Origin of the sequence: Nostoc edaphicum CCNP1411 (genome assembly GCF_014023275.1) — a bacterium.
In the GTDB taxonomy this organism is placed as follows: Bacteria; Cyanobacteriota; Cyanobacteriia; order Cyanobacteriales; family Nostocaceae; genus Nostoc; species Nostoc edaphicum_A.
The window spans coordinates 5,393,107-5,409,481 of the sequence record NZ_CP054698.1; the positions used below are offsets into that span (position 1 = coordinate 5,393,107).

Consider the following 16,375-nt stretch of genomic DNA (forward strand, 5'->3'; position numbering starts at 1 on the left):
ATATACAAACTGAACTTATAATTTGAGTTTAATATTACTGTTTTAAATATTTTAATATGTTAATTAAAGCACTTTGTCAAGAAAACTTTGTTATTTTCTCTTTTGATACAGTCATTAGTTAAACTACAAACTGAGGGCATTAGCTTAACTATCAGGGGTTACGATATCTGATATCGGTAGTTATAGATTTATGAATGCTTTGGTATGAAATTATCACCCAAACTTTTTTATGTCCCTCATTCTTCGTCTTCATCCAATTCATCATCCTCACTCCAATACTGTTGAGGTGCATTTCCGTGAACTTCTAAAATCTTTGGTTTTTTGATTTTGTTGTCAGGTGGATTAATTGCTTCTAACTGCACATCAAATTTCCAGTTGTCGCCAAAATCATAAAGATAGGTCATTTTACCACCTGGTTCGAGAGATAAATCACCAATCTGCACTTGGTCTGCAAATGGGGGTGTTTCCATATAGGCATGACCAATTTTTATTATGCGACCAAAACGGTCTTTATAACTAAACTCGTACAGGTGATCGTAGTCAAAGTCAAAAGCATCGAGAATTATCTCTGCTAGCCAGCTTAATGGTTTTTTTGCTGGGATGGCAATGCGTCGCCAAGCCTTAAAAAGAGATACTTTGAAAATATAAATCCCATCGGTGAAGCCTTGTTTTGGAACAATTAAATTATGCTCCCATTCTGGAAAAAATGGTTGTAAATGTGACTGTAATTTTCCAAAATTCACATTTACATCATCCTGTAATTCTCCTCGTATACCTAGCGGAAATAGTAATTGCAACAGAGCATCACCAAAAGGCAAACGTTGTAAACTAGTAATACGCCATCCCTTGCCTTCTTGTGGTTTCCCATGTTTGATAGATAACAATCCAAACAACTCTAACAGAGCAACATTATGCAGACCTGGGTAATAACTAATATTGTGTTGGTCTTCATATTTAGAAAATTTTAAACCTTTATCTGGGACGCGAGGCCAAAGTTGAATACATCTAAATAAATTCCCTAATGAATCTTGATGTTCACCCAAAACTTCGTTATTTCCCCAAATCAACCAGGCTTCTAATAAGTTGAAATAGCGTTCTGTTGGATTCAGGCTTGACCAGGATTGTAAAGTTGCTGCGTCTAAAACTAAAAACTGCTTCTTCCCTTGGGATCTAATTTGGGCTATTCCAGAACTGCGTAGTAGCAGATATAGTCCATTAATGTAGGGGTATGATTTTTGTACGGGGCGTTTGAGTTTAATTTCAATTGGGTGACTTAACCGAGAGTTAACTTCTGATAGTACTTTTAGCGGTAGAAGGTTATTAACACTACTAACTTCTACTCCATTTGGTTCTAAGAAATCTATCAGAGTTTGAAAGTCATGCAGAATTGTACTGGGTTGATTTTCATCAATACTGAGTTCTTGTAGGAGTTGTTGTTGTGACTCTGTTATAGAAGGCAGTTCAGGATTGAGTGTGCGTTCTAGTCGCGCAAATAAATCTTCCATAAATAAAAATTCTAAATTCTAAATTCACAATTTAACCTTCTGTGTAACCTGTTTTATTTATACTAAGACTACAGAAGTTCTCCTGATAAACATTGACAAACCAAGTATCACAACAGGACTATCAATACCGTAAGTTTAATGAAATGTGAATGATAATATTTTCACCTTCTACTTGACAATCCCAGGAATTTGATATGAATAGTAACACTCGCCTACAGATGATTTTAGCTGATACACGTATTAATACAGTATTACCTGCGATCGCTCAACTAAATCTACCCAACTGGTGGTTAGCAGGTGGTGCAGTCCGAAACACCGTTTGGTCTTCAATTTTTGGCAATGACTGTGGGTTGGGGATTAAAGATTTTGATATTGCCTTCTTTGATATAGAGGGGAACCGTTCTCAAGAACTAGCAGCAAAAGCGACTCTCACAGAACAATTTCCTGATGACGAGTTTGATGTCAAAAATCAAGCCAGTTTTGCTCGTTGGCGTCTTGGTAGCAGACCCTACACTAGTACAGAGGATGGCATTACAGATTGGCTACACACCGCTACATCTGTGGGAGTTCGACTAGATACCCAAGGTCAATGGCAATTTTTCACACCTTACGGGTTGGATGACTTATTTGGTGGCATTATTCGACCTACGCCAACGCATACTCATAACTTAGATGCCCACAATAAGGCCTCTGGATTTTTGCAAAAGTGTCCTTATCTGCGGTTGGCGTAAAAGTTACAGTCGGCTTATAGCCACTAGTTTTTGTCACAAGGAAATAATCGCTTTTTAATTTATAACCCTTGGATACAGAAGCGCAATGTTAATAATTTTCTACGTATTGGGAATAATTAAACTAGAACCCTGAACGGGGTTGATGCTAATTTTGTAACTTTATAGTCGAAAATCAATGCCAAATCGTACTGGATACCAAATCAACTCGACTCTCCACGAAGGAATCCAAACAATTATTTATCAAGCACAAACGCCAAAGACGCAACAGCGAGTTATCCTCAAGCTGCTTAAAAATGAATATCCGACTCTTGAAGCCTTTACTCGTATTAAAAATGAATATCAAATTCAGCAAGGTTTAGACCATCCCAATATAGTTAAAGCTATCAGTCTAGAAACCTTTGAAAATCGTGTGGGTCTGTTGTTGGAAGATTTTGGTGGTCAGTCTTTAGCTCAAATACTACAAATAGAAAAACTTGATCTACTTAAGCATTTAAACATTGCTATTCAACTGACTAAAGCCTTAGATTATTTGCATAAACATCAGATTATTCATAAAGATATTAAACCCAGTAACATCATAATTAACTCCCATACAGGTATTGTTAAACTCACTGACTTTGGTATAGCCTCCCGTCTCAATAAAGAAAATCCCCAATTTAATAACCCTAACTGCGTTGAAGGCACACTTGCCTATATGTCTCCTGAACAAACTGGGAGAATGAATCGCATTCTTGATTATCGCACTGACTTTTATTCCCTTGGTGTGACTTTATATGAAATGTTAACTGATAAAACACCATTTTTTAGCCAAGACCCCCTAGAAGTAGTTTATAGTCACATTGCAGTTCAAGCGATAAACCCCCAATCATTAAATTCACAAATTCCTACCGCCGTCTCTGAAATTGTGATGAAGCTGATGGCAAAAAATGCGGAAGACAGATATCAAAGTGCTACAGGATTATTAGCAGATTTAGAATCATGTCTCAACCAGTTAGAAAGCAAGGGAATAATTACTGATTTTGTTCCAGGGCGTTTAGATATCTTGAGTCAGTTATTAATCCCTCAAAAATTATATGGTCGTGAAGAACAAGTTAATGAACTGCTAGCTGCATTTGAGCGCGTTGCTAACCCCCCTGAATCCCCCCTTAGCAAGGGGGGACTAAGGGGGGTAGAAATGATGCTAGTTTCTGGTTATTCTGGTATTGGCAAATCAGTTCTAGTGAATGAGGTTAATAAACCCATTACTCGCAGACAAGGGTACTTTATTTCTGGTAAATTTGACCAATTAAAGCGAAATATACCTTATGCTTCTTTAATTCAAGCTTTTGCTTATTTGATGCGGTATTTGCTGACAGAAAATAATGAGCAAATAGAAATATGGCGGAATAAAATACTATCAGCTTTAGGAACAAATGGAAAAGTTATTACTGACGTAATTCCAGAAGTAGAATTAATCATTGGTACACAGCCAGAAGTTGCCGAAATTGGGGCAACAGAATCACAAAATCGCTTCAATCATGTTTTTAAAGAATTTATCCAAGTTTTTACCCAAAAAGAACATCCCTTAGTCATATTTTTAGATGATTTGCAATGGGCAGATTCAGCTACATTAAATTTAATCCAACTGCTTATAACTGATACAGACAGCAAATATTTTCTATTTATCGGAGCATATAGAGATAATGAAGTTAATTCGGCACATCCTTTAATTCAAAAAATAGAAGAAATTAAAAATAGTGGCACGGTAGTTAATAATCTTGTATTACAACCTTTAAATTTAGAAAATGTAACTAAGCTAGTTGCCGAAACTCTCCAAGAAGGAGAAGCTAAACAGGATGAGGAAATTAGAGTATTTAGTAATAAAATTATTCAATTAGCCGAATTAATTTGTAATAAGACAGGTGGAAACCCATTTTTTATAACACAACTAATTCAGGCACTTTATCAAGAAAATTTACTAAAGTTTGACTTTGCTAATGCTAGATGGCAGTGGAGTCTAGAGGATATACAAGCAATTGGAATTACCGATAAAAATGTAGTTGAGTTAGTTGCCAGTAGAGTTGAAAAACTACCAACCCTCACCCAAGATGTTTTAAAATTAGCAGCTTGTGTGGGCGATAGATTTAGTCTGGATGTTTTATCGATAGTCAATGAAAAATCACCTTCTTTGACGGCTAATGATTTACACTCGGCTTTGCAAGCGGGATTAATTCTACCTTTAAGTGAAGCTTACCGTATTCCTTTAGTTTTTAATCAAGAAGAAGCGGTTAATTTCAATTTCGACACTTCACGGGTAGGTTATAAGTTCTTACATGACAGAGTGCAGCAAGCAGCATATTCATTGATTCCAGAAGAACTGAAAAAATCTACTCACCTGAAAATTGGGCAATTGCTGCTCCAAAATATACCTAAAGAGGAAATAGAAGCTAATATTTTTGATATCGTCAATCAGTTGAATGTAGGTATTCTTAACCTGATAGAGCAATCTGAAAAAACTGAATTGGCACGATTAAATTTAATTGCAGGACGAAAAGCTAAAGCTTCTACAGCTTACGAAGCGGCTCTTAAATACTTCACAAATGGGATAAAACTTTTAAATATAGACGCTTGGGAAACTGAATATACCTTAACTATCGGTTTATATGAAGGAGCCGCAGAGGTAGCTTATCTTGGCGGTGATTTTGAGCAGATGCAACAATGGGCTGAGGTGGTGCAGCAAGAAGCCAAAGTCCTTCTAGATAAAGTGAAAGTCTATGAAGTACAGATTATCGCTTCTATCATTCAAAGCAAGCAACTGGAAGCCATTCAGATAGCTGTATCAATTCTGCAATTGTTAGGAACAAGTTTTCCAGACGAGCCGACATCAACTGATATTCAGCAGGGGATGGATGAAATCGCGGCTTCTTTGAAAGGTAAAGCCATTGCAGATTTAATTAACTTACCATTAATGACTGATCCTAACAAGATTGCAGCTATGAGAATCTTAATGGGAGTTCTCCCGGCGGCTTTTCAAACTGCTCCTGCAATGATGCCAATTATTGTCTGTAAAATGGTCAATTTGTCCTTAATTTATGGGAATACTGCTGTATCTGCTTATGGTTATAGTCTTTATGGATTAATTCTTTGTGGAATTCAAGGAGAAATTGATTCTGGCTATGAATTTGGAAAATTAGCTTCACGTCTAGTATCACAATTTAATGCTGAAGAACTCAAGGCTAAAATTCTGACGGTTGTTAGCGCTCATGTTATGCATTGGAAAGAACATGTTCGTGAGACATTAACATCATCAATGTCAGGATATTCTAGTGGTCTGGAAACTGGAGATTTAGAATATGCTGGTTATTGTGGTTACATTTATCCCTATCATTCATTTTGGTTAGGTAAAGAACTTTGGGTTCTAGAAAAAGAACTAATAGCTTATTGTGATTCTCTGAAAAGAATTAAGCAACAAGTAGCTTTTACTTGGAACTCAGTATATTTGCAAACAGTTCTGAACTTGAAAGGAAATTTTGAAAATGTGGACTGTTTAATTGGAGAAGCCTACGACGAGCAAAGTATGCTGCCAATTCATCAGCAAGTAAATGATCTTTACACAATTAACCATTTATTTGTTAATAAGATGATGCTCTCTTACATATTTGGGGAGTATTTTAAAGCTGTAGAAAATGCTGCGATCGCAGAAAATTCTTTAGGTGGTGTTACAGGGTTATTTGTTGTTCCACTGTTTTATTTTTACGATTCTTTAGCCCACTTGGCAATATATCATACTGCTAAAGAGTCTGAGAAGCAAGCTATTCTAGAAAAAGTCCGAGCTAATCAGCAAAAGATGGAACTCTGGGCTACTCATGCTCCCACGAATCACTTACACAGATTTTACCTCGTGGAGGCAGAACGGTATCAGATTTTAGGTCAAAAACTGGAAGCAATGGACTACTATGAACACTCTATTGCCAAATCTCAAGAAAACGGTTTTCTCCAAGAAGAAGCTTTAGCTTATGAGTTAGCTGGAAAGTTTTATAAATCTCTAGGTAAAGAATTAATTCATCAAACGTATATAACTAAAGCCTATTATGCCTATATTCGTTGGGGTGCGATCGCTAAAGTTAAACACTTAGAATCAAAATATACTTTCCTCGTAGGGCAAACTACTACTCTAGAAAATACTACTGCAAAAATAGATACAATTCATCTTACCACTAGCACCACTACTAATAGTAGCTTGAGCGATTTTTTAGACTTTAATGCATTCATCAAATTTTCACAAGCGATTACTAACGAAATTGTTTTAGAAAATTTATTAAGCAAGCTGATCAAAATTTTACTAGAAAATGCTGCCGCGCAAAAAGCAGTACTACTCCTAATTAAAGACAATCATCTGTATATCGAAGCTTCTGGAAATGCTACTGATAATGTGGTGACAGTTTTACGCTCTATTCCTGTTGAAAGCTATCAAGATTTACCGTTATCTGTAATTAATTATGTTTTCCGAACTCAGCAATATCTTGTATTAAATGATGCTATCCTTGCAGAACCTTTTAACCTTGATATCTATATTCAGAAATTGCAAATAAAATCAATCTTTTGTTTGCCAATTATGTACCAATCACAGCTTACTGGGATTATTTATTTAGAAAACCAGTTATCATCAGGAGCTTTTGTTCCAGAAAGGGTAGAAGTATTAAAAGTCTTAGTTTCTCAAATGGCTATTGCTATAGAAAATGCCAGCTTATACACAAGAGCACAAGAAAAATCTAGGGAATTAGAACAGTCAATCAAAGATTTACAAGAGGCACAACTACAAATTATCCAAAGTGAAAAAATGTCTTCTCTGGGAAATTTAGTTGCAGGTGTCGCACACGAAATCAACAACCCCATTGGTTTTATTACAGGTAGTATTGCTCAAGCAAAAGATATTGTTAAAGATTTAATCGACTATCTGCAATTATACCGAGAAAAATTCCCAAATCCTGGCGCTGAAATTGAAGAAAAAGCCGAAGAAATAGATATAGATTTTCTACTAAAAGATTTACCAAAAATGATTGATGGTATGACAGTAGGGACACAGCGCATTCGGAATATTAGTACATCTCTCCGTACTTTTTCTCGTGCTGATACTACATCTAAAGTATTAGCGAATATCCATGAAGGTATTGATAGTACTTTAATGATTTTACAGCATCGTCTGAAAGCTGATCATAATCGTCCCGCCATTCAAATAATTAAAAATTATGCATATATTCCATCAGTAAAATGTTATTTAGGACAATTAAATCAGGTGTTTATGAATATTATTGCCAATGCAGTTGACGCTTTAGAAGAAGCAAATATAGGTCGTAGCTTTTTAGAAATTCAAGAAACACATCCCAATGTTATTACTATAGAAACTTATCTACAAGTAGATAATGAAAACGTAGTAATTAATATTAAAGATAATGCCAAAGGCATGACGGAAGAAGTGAAAAAATCTATTTTTGAGAATTTATTTACTACCAAGTCTGTAGGAAAAGGTACGGGATTAGGATTATCTATTAGTCGGCAAATTATAGTAGAAAATCATGGTGGAAGTTTGACTTGTGAATCAGTCTTAGGAGAAGGAACACAATTTATAATTTCTATTCCCATTTTAGGAGAATAGGTAACTTCTGATAGTTGTAGCCGCAGAACCCCGATTTTTTTAAGATTTCGGGGAACTTATCAAGAATTATTTAGGATTGATATAGTGATTATATTTGATTTCTGGCGCTTGGTAAAATAAAATTTATCTGGCGATTCATAAAACTATGTAAGTAGTAAGTCTATTACTTAATCAAATCAACACAAACTTAGTTATAATTAACACTTAAAATTGGTAAAACACCTGCTATAACTAGTTGTATACATCAAATCGTGTCCTAGTTTTATCATTTACTATAAAACAGATTTTCTGGCTTACACAAAATGTAATTGCTAGCAAAGTATGCAAATATTTTAGCCGTTTTCAATGAGCTAAAAATATTAGCCAAAGTTTTAGTTTATGGTAAAGTGCAAGATGCGGAAATAGTAAAAATTAAGGTGGATATACTGTGGAAAAAAGAAGAGACAATGGGCGAATAGTTACAAATGCTATCTCGTTTCTTTTAAATCGAATAACTCTGGTTGTGATTGCAGTTGCTCTTGTGCTGTTTATTGGAGGTAGGTTTGAAATAGCAAGCGCAAATCAACCTAACGCAGAATTAGAAATTCAAAAATTAACATCCTGTTACGCCCTGGGAACTGACGCTATTGGTAGAGGAAATCTACTAGAAGGAAAAAATATTTATCGGGATTGTTTTACTCAAGATTCAGTCCTCACTGCTATTTTTCCTGATGGCGCAAGTGAAACACGTTATGGGACAGATTCTTGGGCAGATTTTGTCTATTCAGTATTTCAAGGAAATGGATATCAAGCTACCCAACACTTAATAGGTACGATAAACATTTCAATTGAGAATAATAAAGCAACAGCTACCTCTTATCTCCATGCGACTCATAAACGTTCAGAAACCAGCATTGATGTCGCTAATGGCACTTATGAAGATAAACTCATCAAAACAAATGGGCGTTGGAAAATTCGTAATCGTACTCTCAAACTTATCGATTTCTTGAATCTCAGTTCCCCAACTACTGCTTCCTCAAGCACTAATGCCCGAAGCACTAATTCTTCTGCTACCTTTGTCAGACCAAATATACCTCGTTTAAAAGAATAATTCTTCAGGACAGAATGGGATTAATACGGGTTGCATAAGTCTTCTTTACCTCCTTAATAACATAGAAAAAGGGGTGAATATTTAAATTCACCCCTTTTTTCTTTGCTACTTGATTGAAACATAGTGCAAGGTCAAATTCAGTTTGATTTCAATAATTGGAAGCTTTGACAAACTTTTGCAGTTAGCCTTGATTCTGTTTAATGTATGAATAGAGAAGTTCGCGATCGCTCTGCGGATTTACAATTAAGCATGGACTATTCCCGTGATTTCCATTACTTACAAGAACAACAGTAATACCTATCCGGGGGCAAACCCCTAAGCAACTGGTGCTAACCACCCGAAAATCACCCCATAAGCCCTCAAATTTTAAACGAGACTTCAACCAATTCTCTAAGTCTTCGGAAGCCGTTGAGCCTGACTGCTCGTTTGCACATTGTGAACATACAAGCACCAAACCAGACTCCCATCGGGGAGAAACAGTTGGAATGGAAGTTTCTAATGGGCGAGAGTTTATTACAGGCGATGGTTGCTGAGAATTAGATGAAAACTCCTTGAAGATACGTCGGAGTAATACTTTAATACGCTGGATCAATTTTTTCATGTACGACCACCTATTTCTCTGACAGGATAGTGTAAATTTCCTGTTTAGTCTGTTCTAGTAGATCGTCCAAAAAATGCTAACCTATGCCAAGCAGACATGATATTACTATCTTTAATTGCAACTCAGTATTACAATCTAGGGGTTCCCACTCGCTGGGGAAACTATATGGAATCAAAACATGACTAAGCTGATCGAATACGAAGAAGCCAGCGACGAAGTACGTGCAGTGTATGATGACATCCGCGTTACACGTCAAAATGACTACATCAATAACTTCTGGAAAGCCATAGCCAACCATCCCCCCACTTTACAACGAACGTGGCAAACGCTAAAGGAAGTGATGAGCAGTCCTGGTGAGATTGATCCACTAATGCGCGAACTGATTTATATCGCCGTGAGTGCAACCAATGGCTGTGAGTACTGCATCGCCTCGCACACAGCGGCGGCGCGTGCCAAGGGTATGAATGATACTATGTTTGGGGAACTAATGGCGATCGCAGCCACAGCCAACATGACCAATCGCCTCGCCAACGGCTATCAGATTCCAATAGACGAGAAATTCAAGACGTAGCAGTACCGCCTTGTCTATCCCTGCTTCAAAATAAGGTTTAGCAGAATTATTCACTATGCCCAAGGTTCAGATTAACGGGATTGATTTGTTCTACGACATTAAGGGAACAGGTGAGCCTTTGCTATTAATAGCTGGCTTTCTTTGTGATCATGCTTATTGGTCGCTGATTATGCCATCGCTGGTTTCGCAGTATCAAGTCATTCGCTTGGATAACCGAGGTATGGGGAGAAGTTCTGCTCCCGAAAGTCCCTATAGTTTGAAACAGATGGCTGGTGACGTTGCAACATTGCTTGACCACATCGGAATTAATCAGGTGCATCTAGCTGGTCATTCAATGGGTAGTCAGATAGCCCAAGAACTAGTGTTAGCGCACCCTGAAAAGGTAAAAAGTCTGATGCTACTTTCATCTTTGGCAAAAGGTGATGCATTATTCAACAGCATCATCGAGACTTGGGGCGATCTTCCTAATAATGTAGACTTAAAACTTTATGAAAAAGTCGTATTGCCCTGGATATTTACAGATGCGTTTTACTCGATTCCTGGAATGATCGAAGGTCTGATTGAATTTGCCATCAGATATCCTTTTCCACCTGCAACTCATTCACTCTATCATCACAGCCAAGCCATCCTTGGTAGTGACACAACAAATCTTCTCCAACAAATTCATTGTCCTACCTTAGTTCTAGTTGGGAAACAAGATATTCTCACTCCACTAAAGTTTTCTCAGCAACTTGCTCAAGGAATTCCCAATGCTGAACTTGTAGTCATCGAACGTGGTGGTCATGGCTTCTTGATTGAGTCGCCGGATGCTGTGGTTTCAGCCATGCTCAACTTTCTGGGGAAGTTGAAGCCCGCTTATAGCAATTTTGGATTTTAGATTTTGGATTTTAGATTACTTGCTAAAACCCTGTTTCGAGAATCCCAAATAATATTAACTATCTTAAATTTGATATTCTGCTCAATTCGTCGATTTTAACTTTACAGATTATTACTATTTAACTAGCTGACGTAATTTTTTAAATAAAATATTTACCAGACTTAATGTTAGTATAAATATAATTTAATGTCTGATGATACCTCTTACTGTTGGCGATCCGATTCCGTGGTTCATTCTTCCCTCAACCTCAAATCCAACCTTTCACTTTAATTCTGTTGGCGGATACCGTAGTATTTTGTTTTTTTTCGGAAGTTCTAAAAACAACTATATTCGGAAGATTATTGATGATTTTTCTAACCAGCAGCAGCAGTTAGCTACGTATCAAGTGCCATTCTTTGGTGTGAGCATAGACACAGATGACACTTTTCTGGCAGAGTTAATACAGAATAAAACTTATTTTAAATTTCTTTGGGATTTTGAACGGAAAGTTAGTTTCCAATACGGTGTTTGTCAACCAAATAAGCAGGCAAATAACGAACTACAATACAGACCAACAATTTTTGTTTTGGATGAAAATCTACGAGTTATACAGGTTTTGCCAATCTTAGCTACTACTCAACCTTGTGAGCAAGTATTTGAGTTTATCAAAAGCTTACCGGCAATCTCACAAAATATTCCAGCCGCAAGACAAGCACCTGTTTTATTCATACCAAATGTGCTGAATCAAAGCTTTTGCCAACATTTAATTGATTTGTACGAGGCAGATGGTGGTGAAGATTCTGGCTTCATGCGACAAATCGACGGTAAAACAGTTGGAGTTTATGACTATGAATTTAAAAAACGCCGAGATTATTTAATTTCTGATCCTCAACTATTGAAGCAAATCAATGAACTGATGATGCGACGGGTTAAACCAGAAATAGAGAAAGCGTTCCAGTTTAGTATCACTCGCTTTGAACGGTACTTGGTATCCTGCTACGAAGCAACTGATAAAGGCTTCTTTAATCGTCATCGCGATAATACTACCACAGGTACGGTACACCGAAGATTTGCTATGTCACTGAATCTCAATACTGGCGCTTACGAAGGCGGAGAACTACGATTTCCAGAGTATGGACTCCAGCTTTATAGTCCCAATGCGGGAGAAGCAGTGATTTTTTCTTGCTCTCTACTGCATGAAGCTACTCCTGTAACAAGTGGACGGCGTTTTGTTCTTCTGTCGTTCTTTTACAATGACCAAGATGCCCGATTAAGGGAAGAAAATAGCAAGTATGTTGTACTCGATAATACTAATAGTGATTAGCTAAACTTTCTAATTAAGAGATTTGACCAAATCCACCGCCGCCAGGAGTTTCTATTATAAAAACATCTCCAGTTTTCATCTCTACTGTTGCTGTGCTGTCTAAATTTTCTTCGATTCCATTCTGACGTTGTATCCAGTTGCATCCTACTTTTCCTGCTTCCCCACCATTTAATCCAAAGGGAGGAATCAGCCGATGCCCAGAGAGAATATTAGCTGTAATCTGTTCTAGAAATCGAATGCGGCGAACAACTCCATTACCACCCGAATATTTTCCTTTACCACCGCTATCAGGACGAAGACTAAAGCTTTCTAAAAGAACAGGATAACGGGTTTCTAAGACTTCTGGATCGGTCAAGCGGGAGTTCGTCATGTGGGAATGAACACCATCAGTTCCGTCAAAATTAATCCCCGCTCCAGAGCCGCCGCAGATAGTTTCATAATATTGATATTGCTCATTACCAAAAGTAAAATTATTCATCGTTCCTTGAGAAGCAGCCATGACACCCAAAGCACCATATAAAGCATCGACAATGGTTTGAGAAGTTTCTACATTACCTGCTACTACTGCTGCGGGATAGGTTGGGTTGAGCATACAGCCAACCGGGATAATAATTTCTAGAGGATTAAGACACCCAGCATTGAGAGGAATATTATCATCAACTAAAGTACGGAAGACATATAAGACTGCTGCTTGAGTTACAGCTTTAGGAGCATTAAAATTACTATTTAGTTGTAGAGAAGTTCCAGTAAAATCAATGGTAGCACTGCGATTTTCTGGGTAAATCGTTACTTTAACTTGAATTTGCGCTCCATCATCCATTTTATAAGTAAATGAGCCATCCTTGAGAACTGCGATCGCACGTCTAACAGACTCCTCAGCATTAGCTTGCACAAATTTCATATAAGCCTGAACAGTATCAAGCTCATATTGTGAAACCATTTTACGAAGTTCTTGAACTCCTCTTTCATTTGCGGCAATTTGTGCTTTGAAATCAGCTATATTTTGGTCAGGGTTACGAGCCGGATAAGTATGATTTGAGAGGTGCTGTTTTACTGCATTTTCTCGAAAATTTCCCTCTTCAACCAAAAGGAAATTATCAAAGAGAATTCCTTCTTCTTCTACTGTGGTACTGTTGGGAGGCATTGAACCAGGAGCAATTCCACCAATATCGGCTTGGTGTCCACGAGAAGCGACAAAAAAGAGGGGAGTGAAGCATGGATTATTTTCACTACTTTCCAAAAAAACTGGGGTAATTGTAGTGACATCAGGAAGGTGGGTTCCGCCGTTATAGGGGTTATTAGATAGATAGACATTTCCCGGTTTTATTGTGTCGCCTTTATCATTAATTAAACTACGGACACTTTCACTCATTGAGCCTAAATGTACAGGAATATGAGGGGCATTTGCTACTAATAATCCTGATGAGTCAAAAATAGCGCAGGAGAAATCTAGCCTTTCTTTGATATTCACTGATGTGGCTGTATTTTGTAACACAATTCCCATTTGTTCGGCGATAAATTGATAGAGATTTTTGAATATTTCTAAACGGATTGGATCTGGTTGAGATTTTATGTGCATTTTTGATTCCTTTTTCTAAAAAAAAGTGCAAATGTGTAACAAAGATAACTAATATTGATTCTCCTGCAAATACAGATTAAACCTGATAGATTCATCAACCTTTACGCTTTAAAATCAGATGATTACGTTCAGTTAATCTGGCGTTCCAGTTAGGTTCAACTACAATTGTGCCAATTTTTTCAACGATGATCGCAGGGCCATTAATACTATCTTCTGGTTGCAAATCTTCCCGTCGATAAATAGGTGTATCATGCCATTTGTTATGACTAAACATTCTAACTGTCTCAACACATACGGGGGCTTCATCTAGAAAACGGGTACGAGTAATTAATGCTTCTTCGGGGGTATCCATTTTCTGAATTACTTCCACTGAAGCAGATTCGACAATTAAGCTTTTCTCTAATTGAATAAAACCATAGCGAGATTGATGTTCAGTTTCAAACTCTTGTCGCATCATTACCACATTATCGGCAAAATTAACGCTCATGGGAGAGTTAGTTCCCTCATATTTTAAGTTAATTTTTCTGACTATTTCTACTTGACTCAGTGCCTCATCTATTTCACTTCTAGCTTGAGTTTCTAAATATTCCATTAACTGCTGTAACTGAGGTATTAATCCTTGGCTTAAAGGTTGTTCAACTCCTCCTTCTCTAATTGCCCGCACATCCGCTAATCCCATGCCATAAGCAGAGAGAACGCCAGCATAAGGATGTAAAAATATTGTTTTCATTCCCAAGGTATCGGCAATTAAACAAGCAACCTGCCCACCTGCACCGCCAAAACAACAAAGCACATATTGGGTAACATCATAACCCCGTTGCAGACTGATTTTTTTTATTGCATTCGCCATATTTTCCACTGCGATCGCAATAAATCCAGCGGCTACTTCTTCGGGAGTAGAATGATTTAATGTAATGGCTTGAATATCTTGGGCTAATTGTGTAAATTGCTGAATGACAGTATCTTTATCTAAAGGTGAATTTCCATCAATTCCAAAAACTGAGGGAAAATATTGTGGGTGGATTTTACCTAACATCACATTGGCATCAGTAACCGCTAATGGCCCACCACGCCGATAACAAGCAGGCCCAGGATTTGATCCAGCAGATTTAGGCCCAACACGATAACTAGAACCATCAAAAAAGAGAACTGAACCACCGCCAGCAGCAATAGTATTAATTGCTAATACAGGAACTCGCATCCGCGCCCCAGCAATTTCCGAATCTAGTTGTCGTTCATACTCTCCTTTAAAGTGGGCAACATCTGTACTGGTTCCACCCATATCAAAGGTAATAACTAACTCGAAACCTGCTCTTTTACTAGTTTGGACTGCGCCAACAATACCGCCAGCCGGGCCACTTAAAATACTATCTTTACCTTGAAATTGTTCGGCTGCAACTAAACCGCCATCAGATTTCATGAACATTAATTTGACTTCGGGTAACTGACTCGCTACTTGGTTGACGTAGCGCCGCAGAATAGGAGTTAAATAAGCATCGACTACTGTTGTATCTCCTCGGCTAACCAACTTCATTAAGGGACTAACTTGATGGGATACGGATATCTGCGTAAAGCCAATTTCTTGGGCAAGCTGGGCTATTTGTTGTTCATGATTGGGATAGCGATCGCTGTGCATAAAAACAATCGCACCACTCCGAATTCCTGTGTGGTAAACTGCTTGTAAGTCACTTTTGACTTGTTCAATATTTATCGGTATTAATTCATTTCCTTTGGCATCATAGCGTTCATCTATCTCAATCACCTGCTCATAAAGCATGGTTGGTAAAACGATATGGCGAGCAAAGATATTAGGACGATTTTGGTAGCCAATTCGCAGCGCATCTTTAAACCCTTTAGTGATGAGAAGAACGACGCGATCGCCTTTCCTTTCTAATAGCGCATTTGTTGCTACAGTTGTCCCCATTTTTAGCACTTCTATCGCTTCTGTAGGAATGGGTTCGTTGTTCGTAATACCTATGATATCCCGAATACCTTGGATGGCTGCATCTTGGTATTGTTCAGGATTTTCTGAAAGTAGTTTGTAGACTATTATCCATTGATGATTAGACAAAGGGACAATTAAAAAACGTTTAGGATGTTTTGAGAGTCCATCTATAATTGCTTGATTATTAGTAACAGCAACAATATCTGTGAATGTTCCACCACGGTCAGCAAAAACTTTCAACATTACTATGTTTACTCGACACTATAGAGGTAGCATAACAATAGCCAGCAATATTGCTTGAAAGTTTGTTAAAGAAAAATACAGAGTTCAGAATTATCTTCCCAGTCTACAATCTCTAGTACAGCACAGCGTAAATAAACCACCCATTCCCAATCAACAAAACCCTTACGCTGTTTTAATTTTTAATTTTTAATTTCGCTTGGGTGCAGTACAGTTTTGACCTCTCTCCAAACCTCTCTCCTTTTAGGAGAGAGGCTTTGAATCTTACTCCCCTTTCCTTGAAGGAAAGGAGCTGGGG

10 protein-coding genes are annotated in these 16,375 nt (G+C 37.5%); 6 read left to right on the plus strand and 4 right to left on the minus strand.

Annotation, left to right across the window (positions count from 1 at the left end; all coding sequences use genetic code 11):
* Nucleotides 1-236 precede the first annotated feature (236 nt).
* Complete coding sequence (locus HUN01_RS25430) at nt 237-1,505, minus strand: plasmid pRiA4b ORF-3 family protein (protein WP_181928502.1); 1,269 nt, start codon at nt 1,503-1,505, stop codon at nt 237-239.
* Nucleotides 1,506-1,699: 194 nt separating this feature from the next.
* On the opposite strand from HUN01_RS25430, the gene HUN01_RS25435 reads away from it, so the two are divergent.
* The 3 genes from HUN01_RS25435 (at nt 1,700) to HUN01_RS25445 (ending at nt 8,961) form a co-directional block, all read left to right on the plus strand.
* Nucleotides 1,700-2,236, plus strand: coding sequence for a nucleotidyltransferase family protein (locus HUN01_RS25435; RefSeq protein WP_181928503.1), 537 nt, complete (start codon nt 1,700-1,702; stop codon nt 2,234-2,236).
* Nucleotides 2,237-2,411: 175 nt separating this feature from the next.
* Nucleotides 2,412-7,871, plus strand: a complete 5,460-nt coding sequence (locus tag HUN01_RS25440) for a trifunctional serine/threonine-protein kinase/ATP-binding protein/sensor histidine kinase (RefSeq protein WP_181928504.1) — start codon at nt 2,412-2,414, stop codon at nt 7,869-7,871.
* Between the two features lie 427 nt (nt 7,872-8,298).
* The gene (locus HUN01_RS25445) at nt 8,299-8,961 is read left to right on the plus strand and encodes a nuclear transport factor 2 family protein (protein WP_069072088.1); all 663 of its coding nucleotides are present in this window, start codon (nt 8,299-8,301) and stop codon (nt 8,959-8,961) included.
* Nucleotides 8,962-9,142: 181 nt separating this feature from the next.
* Here HUN01_RS25445 and HUN01_RS25450 read toward each other — a convergent pair whose 3' ends face one another.
* Complete coding sequence (locus HUN01_RS25450; protein WP_181928505.1) at nt 9,143-9,562, minus strand: (2Fe-2S) ferredoxin domain-containing protein; 420 nt, start codon at nt 9,560-9,562, stop codon at nt 9,143-9,145.
* 178 nt (nt 9,563-9,740) lie between these two features.
* On the opposite strand from HUN01_RS25450, the gene HUN01_RS25455 reads away from it, so the two are divergent.
* The 3 genes from HUN01_RS25455 to HUN01_RS25465 all read left to right on the plus strand — a co-directional run bounded on the left by HUN01_RS25455 (nt 9,741) and on the right by HUN01_RS25465 (nt 12,313).
* Nucleotides 9,741-10,133 (plus strand): carboxymuconolactone decarboxylase family protein, encoded by a 393-nt coding sequence (locus tag HUN01_RS25455; RefSeq protein ID WP_181928506.1) that lies wholly within the window; start codon nt 9,741-9,743, stop codon nt 10,131-10,133.
* A gap of 55 nt (nt 10,134-10,188) precedes the next feature.
* Nucleotides 10,189-11,010 carry an alpha/beta fold hydrolase gene (locus HUN01_RS25460; RefSeq protein ID WP_181928507.1) on the plus strand — a complete coding sequence of 274 codons (822 nt, stop codon included), beginning with the start codon at nt 10,189-10,191 and terminating at the stop codon, nt 11,008-11,010.
* A gap of 193 nt (nt 11,011-11,203) precedes the next feature.
* On the plus strand, nt 11,204-12,313 hold the full coding sequence (locus tag HUN01_RS25465; protein ID WP_181928508.1) for a 2OG-Fe(II) oxygenase: 1,110 nt from the start codon (nt 11,204-11,206) through the stop codon (nt 12,311-12,313).
* Nucleotides 12,314-12,326: 13 nt separating this feature from the next.
* Here HUN01_RS25465 and HUN01_RS25470 read toward each other — a convergent pair whose 3' ends face one another.
* Together HUN01_RS25470 and HUN01_RS25475 are read right to left on the minus strand one after the other, a co-directional pair.
* Entirely contained in the window at nt 12,327-13,892 is a 1,566-nt protein-coding gene (locus tag HUN01_RS25470) for a hydantoinase B/oxoprolinase family protein (protein ID WP_181928509.1), read from the minus strand.
* Between the two features lie 94 nt (nt 13,893-13,986).
* The gene (locus tag HUN01_RS25475; protein WP_181928510.1) at nt 13,987-16,080 is read right to left on the minus strand and encodes a hydantoinase/oxoprolinase family protein; all 2,094 of its coding nucleotides are present in this window, start codon (nt 16,078-16,080) and stop codon (nt 13,987-13,989) included.
* Nucleotides 16,081-16,375 lie beyond the last annotated feature (295 nt).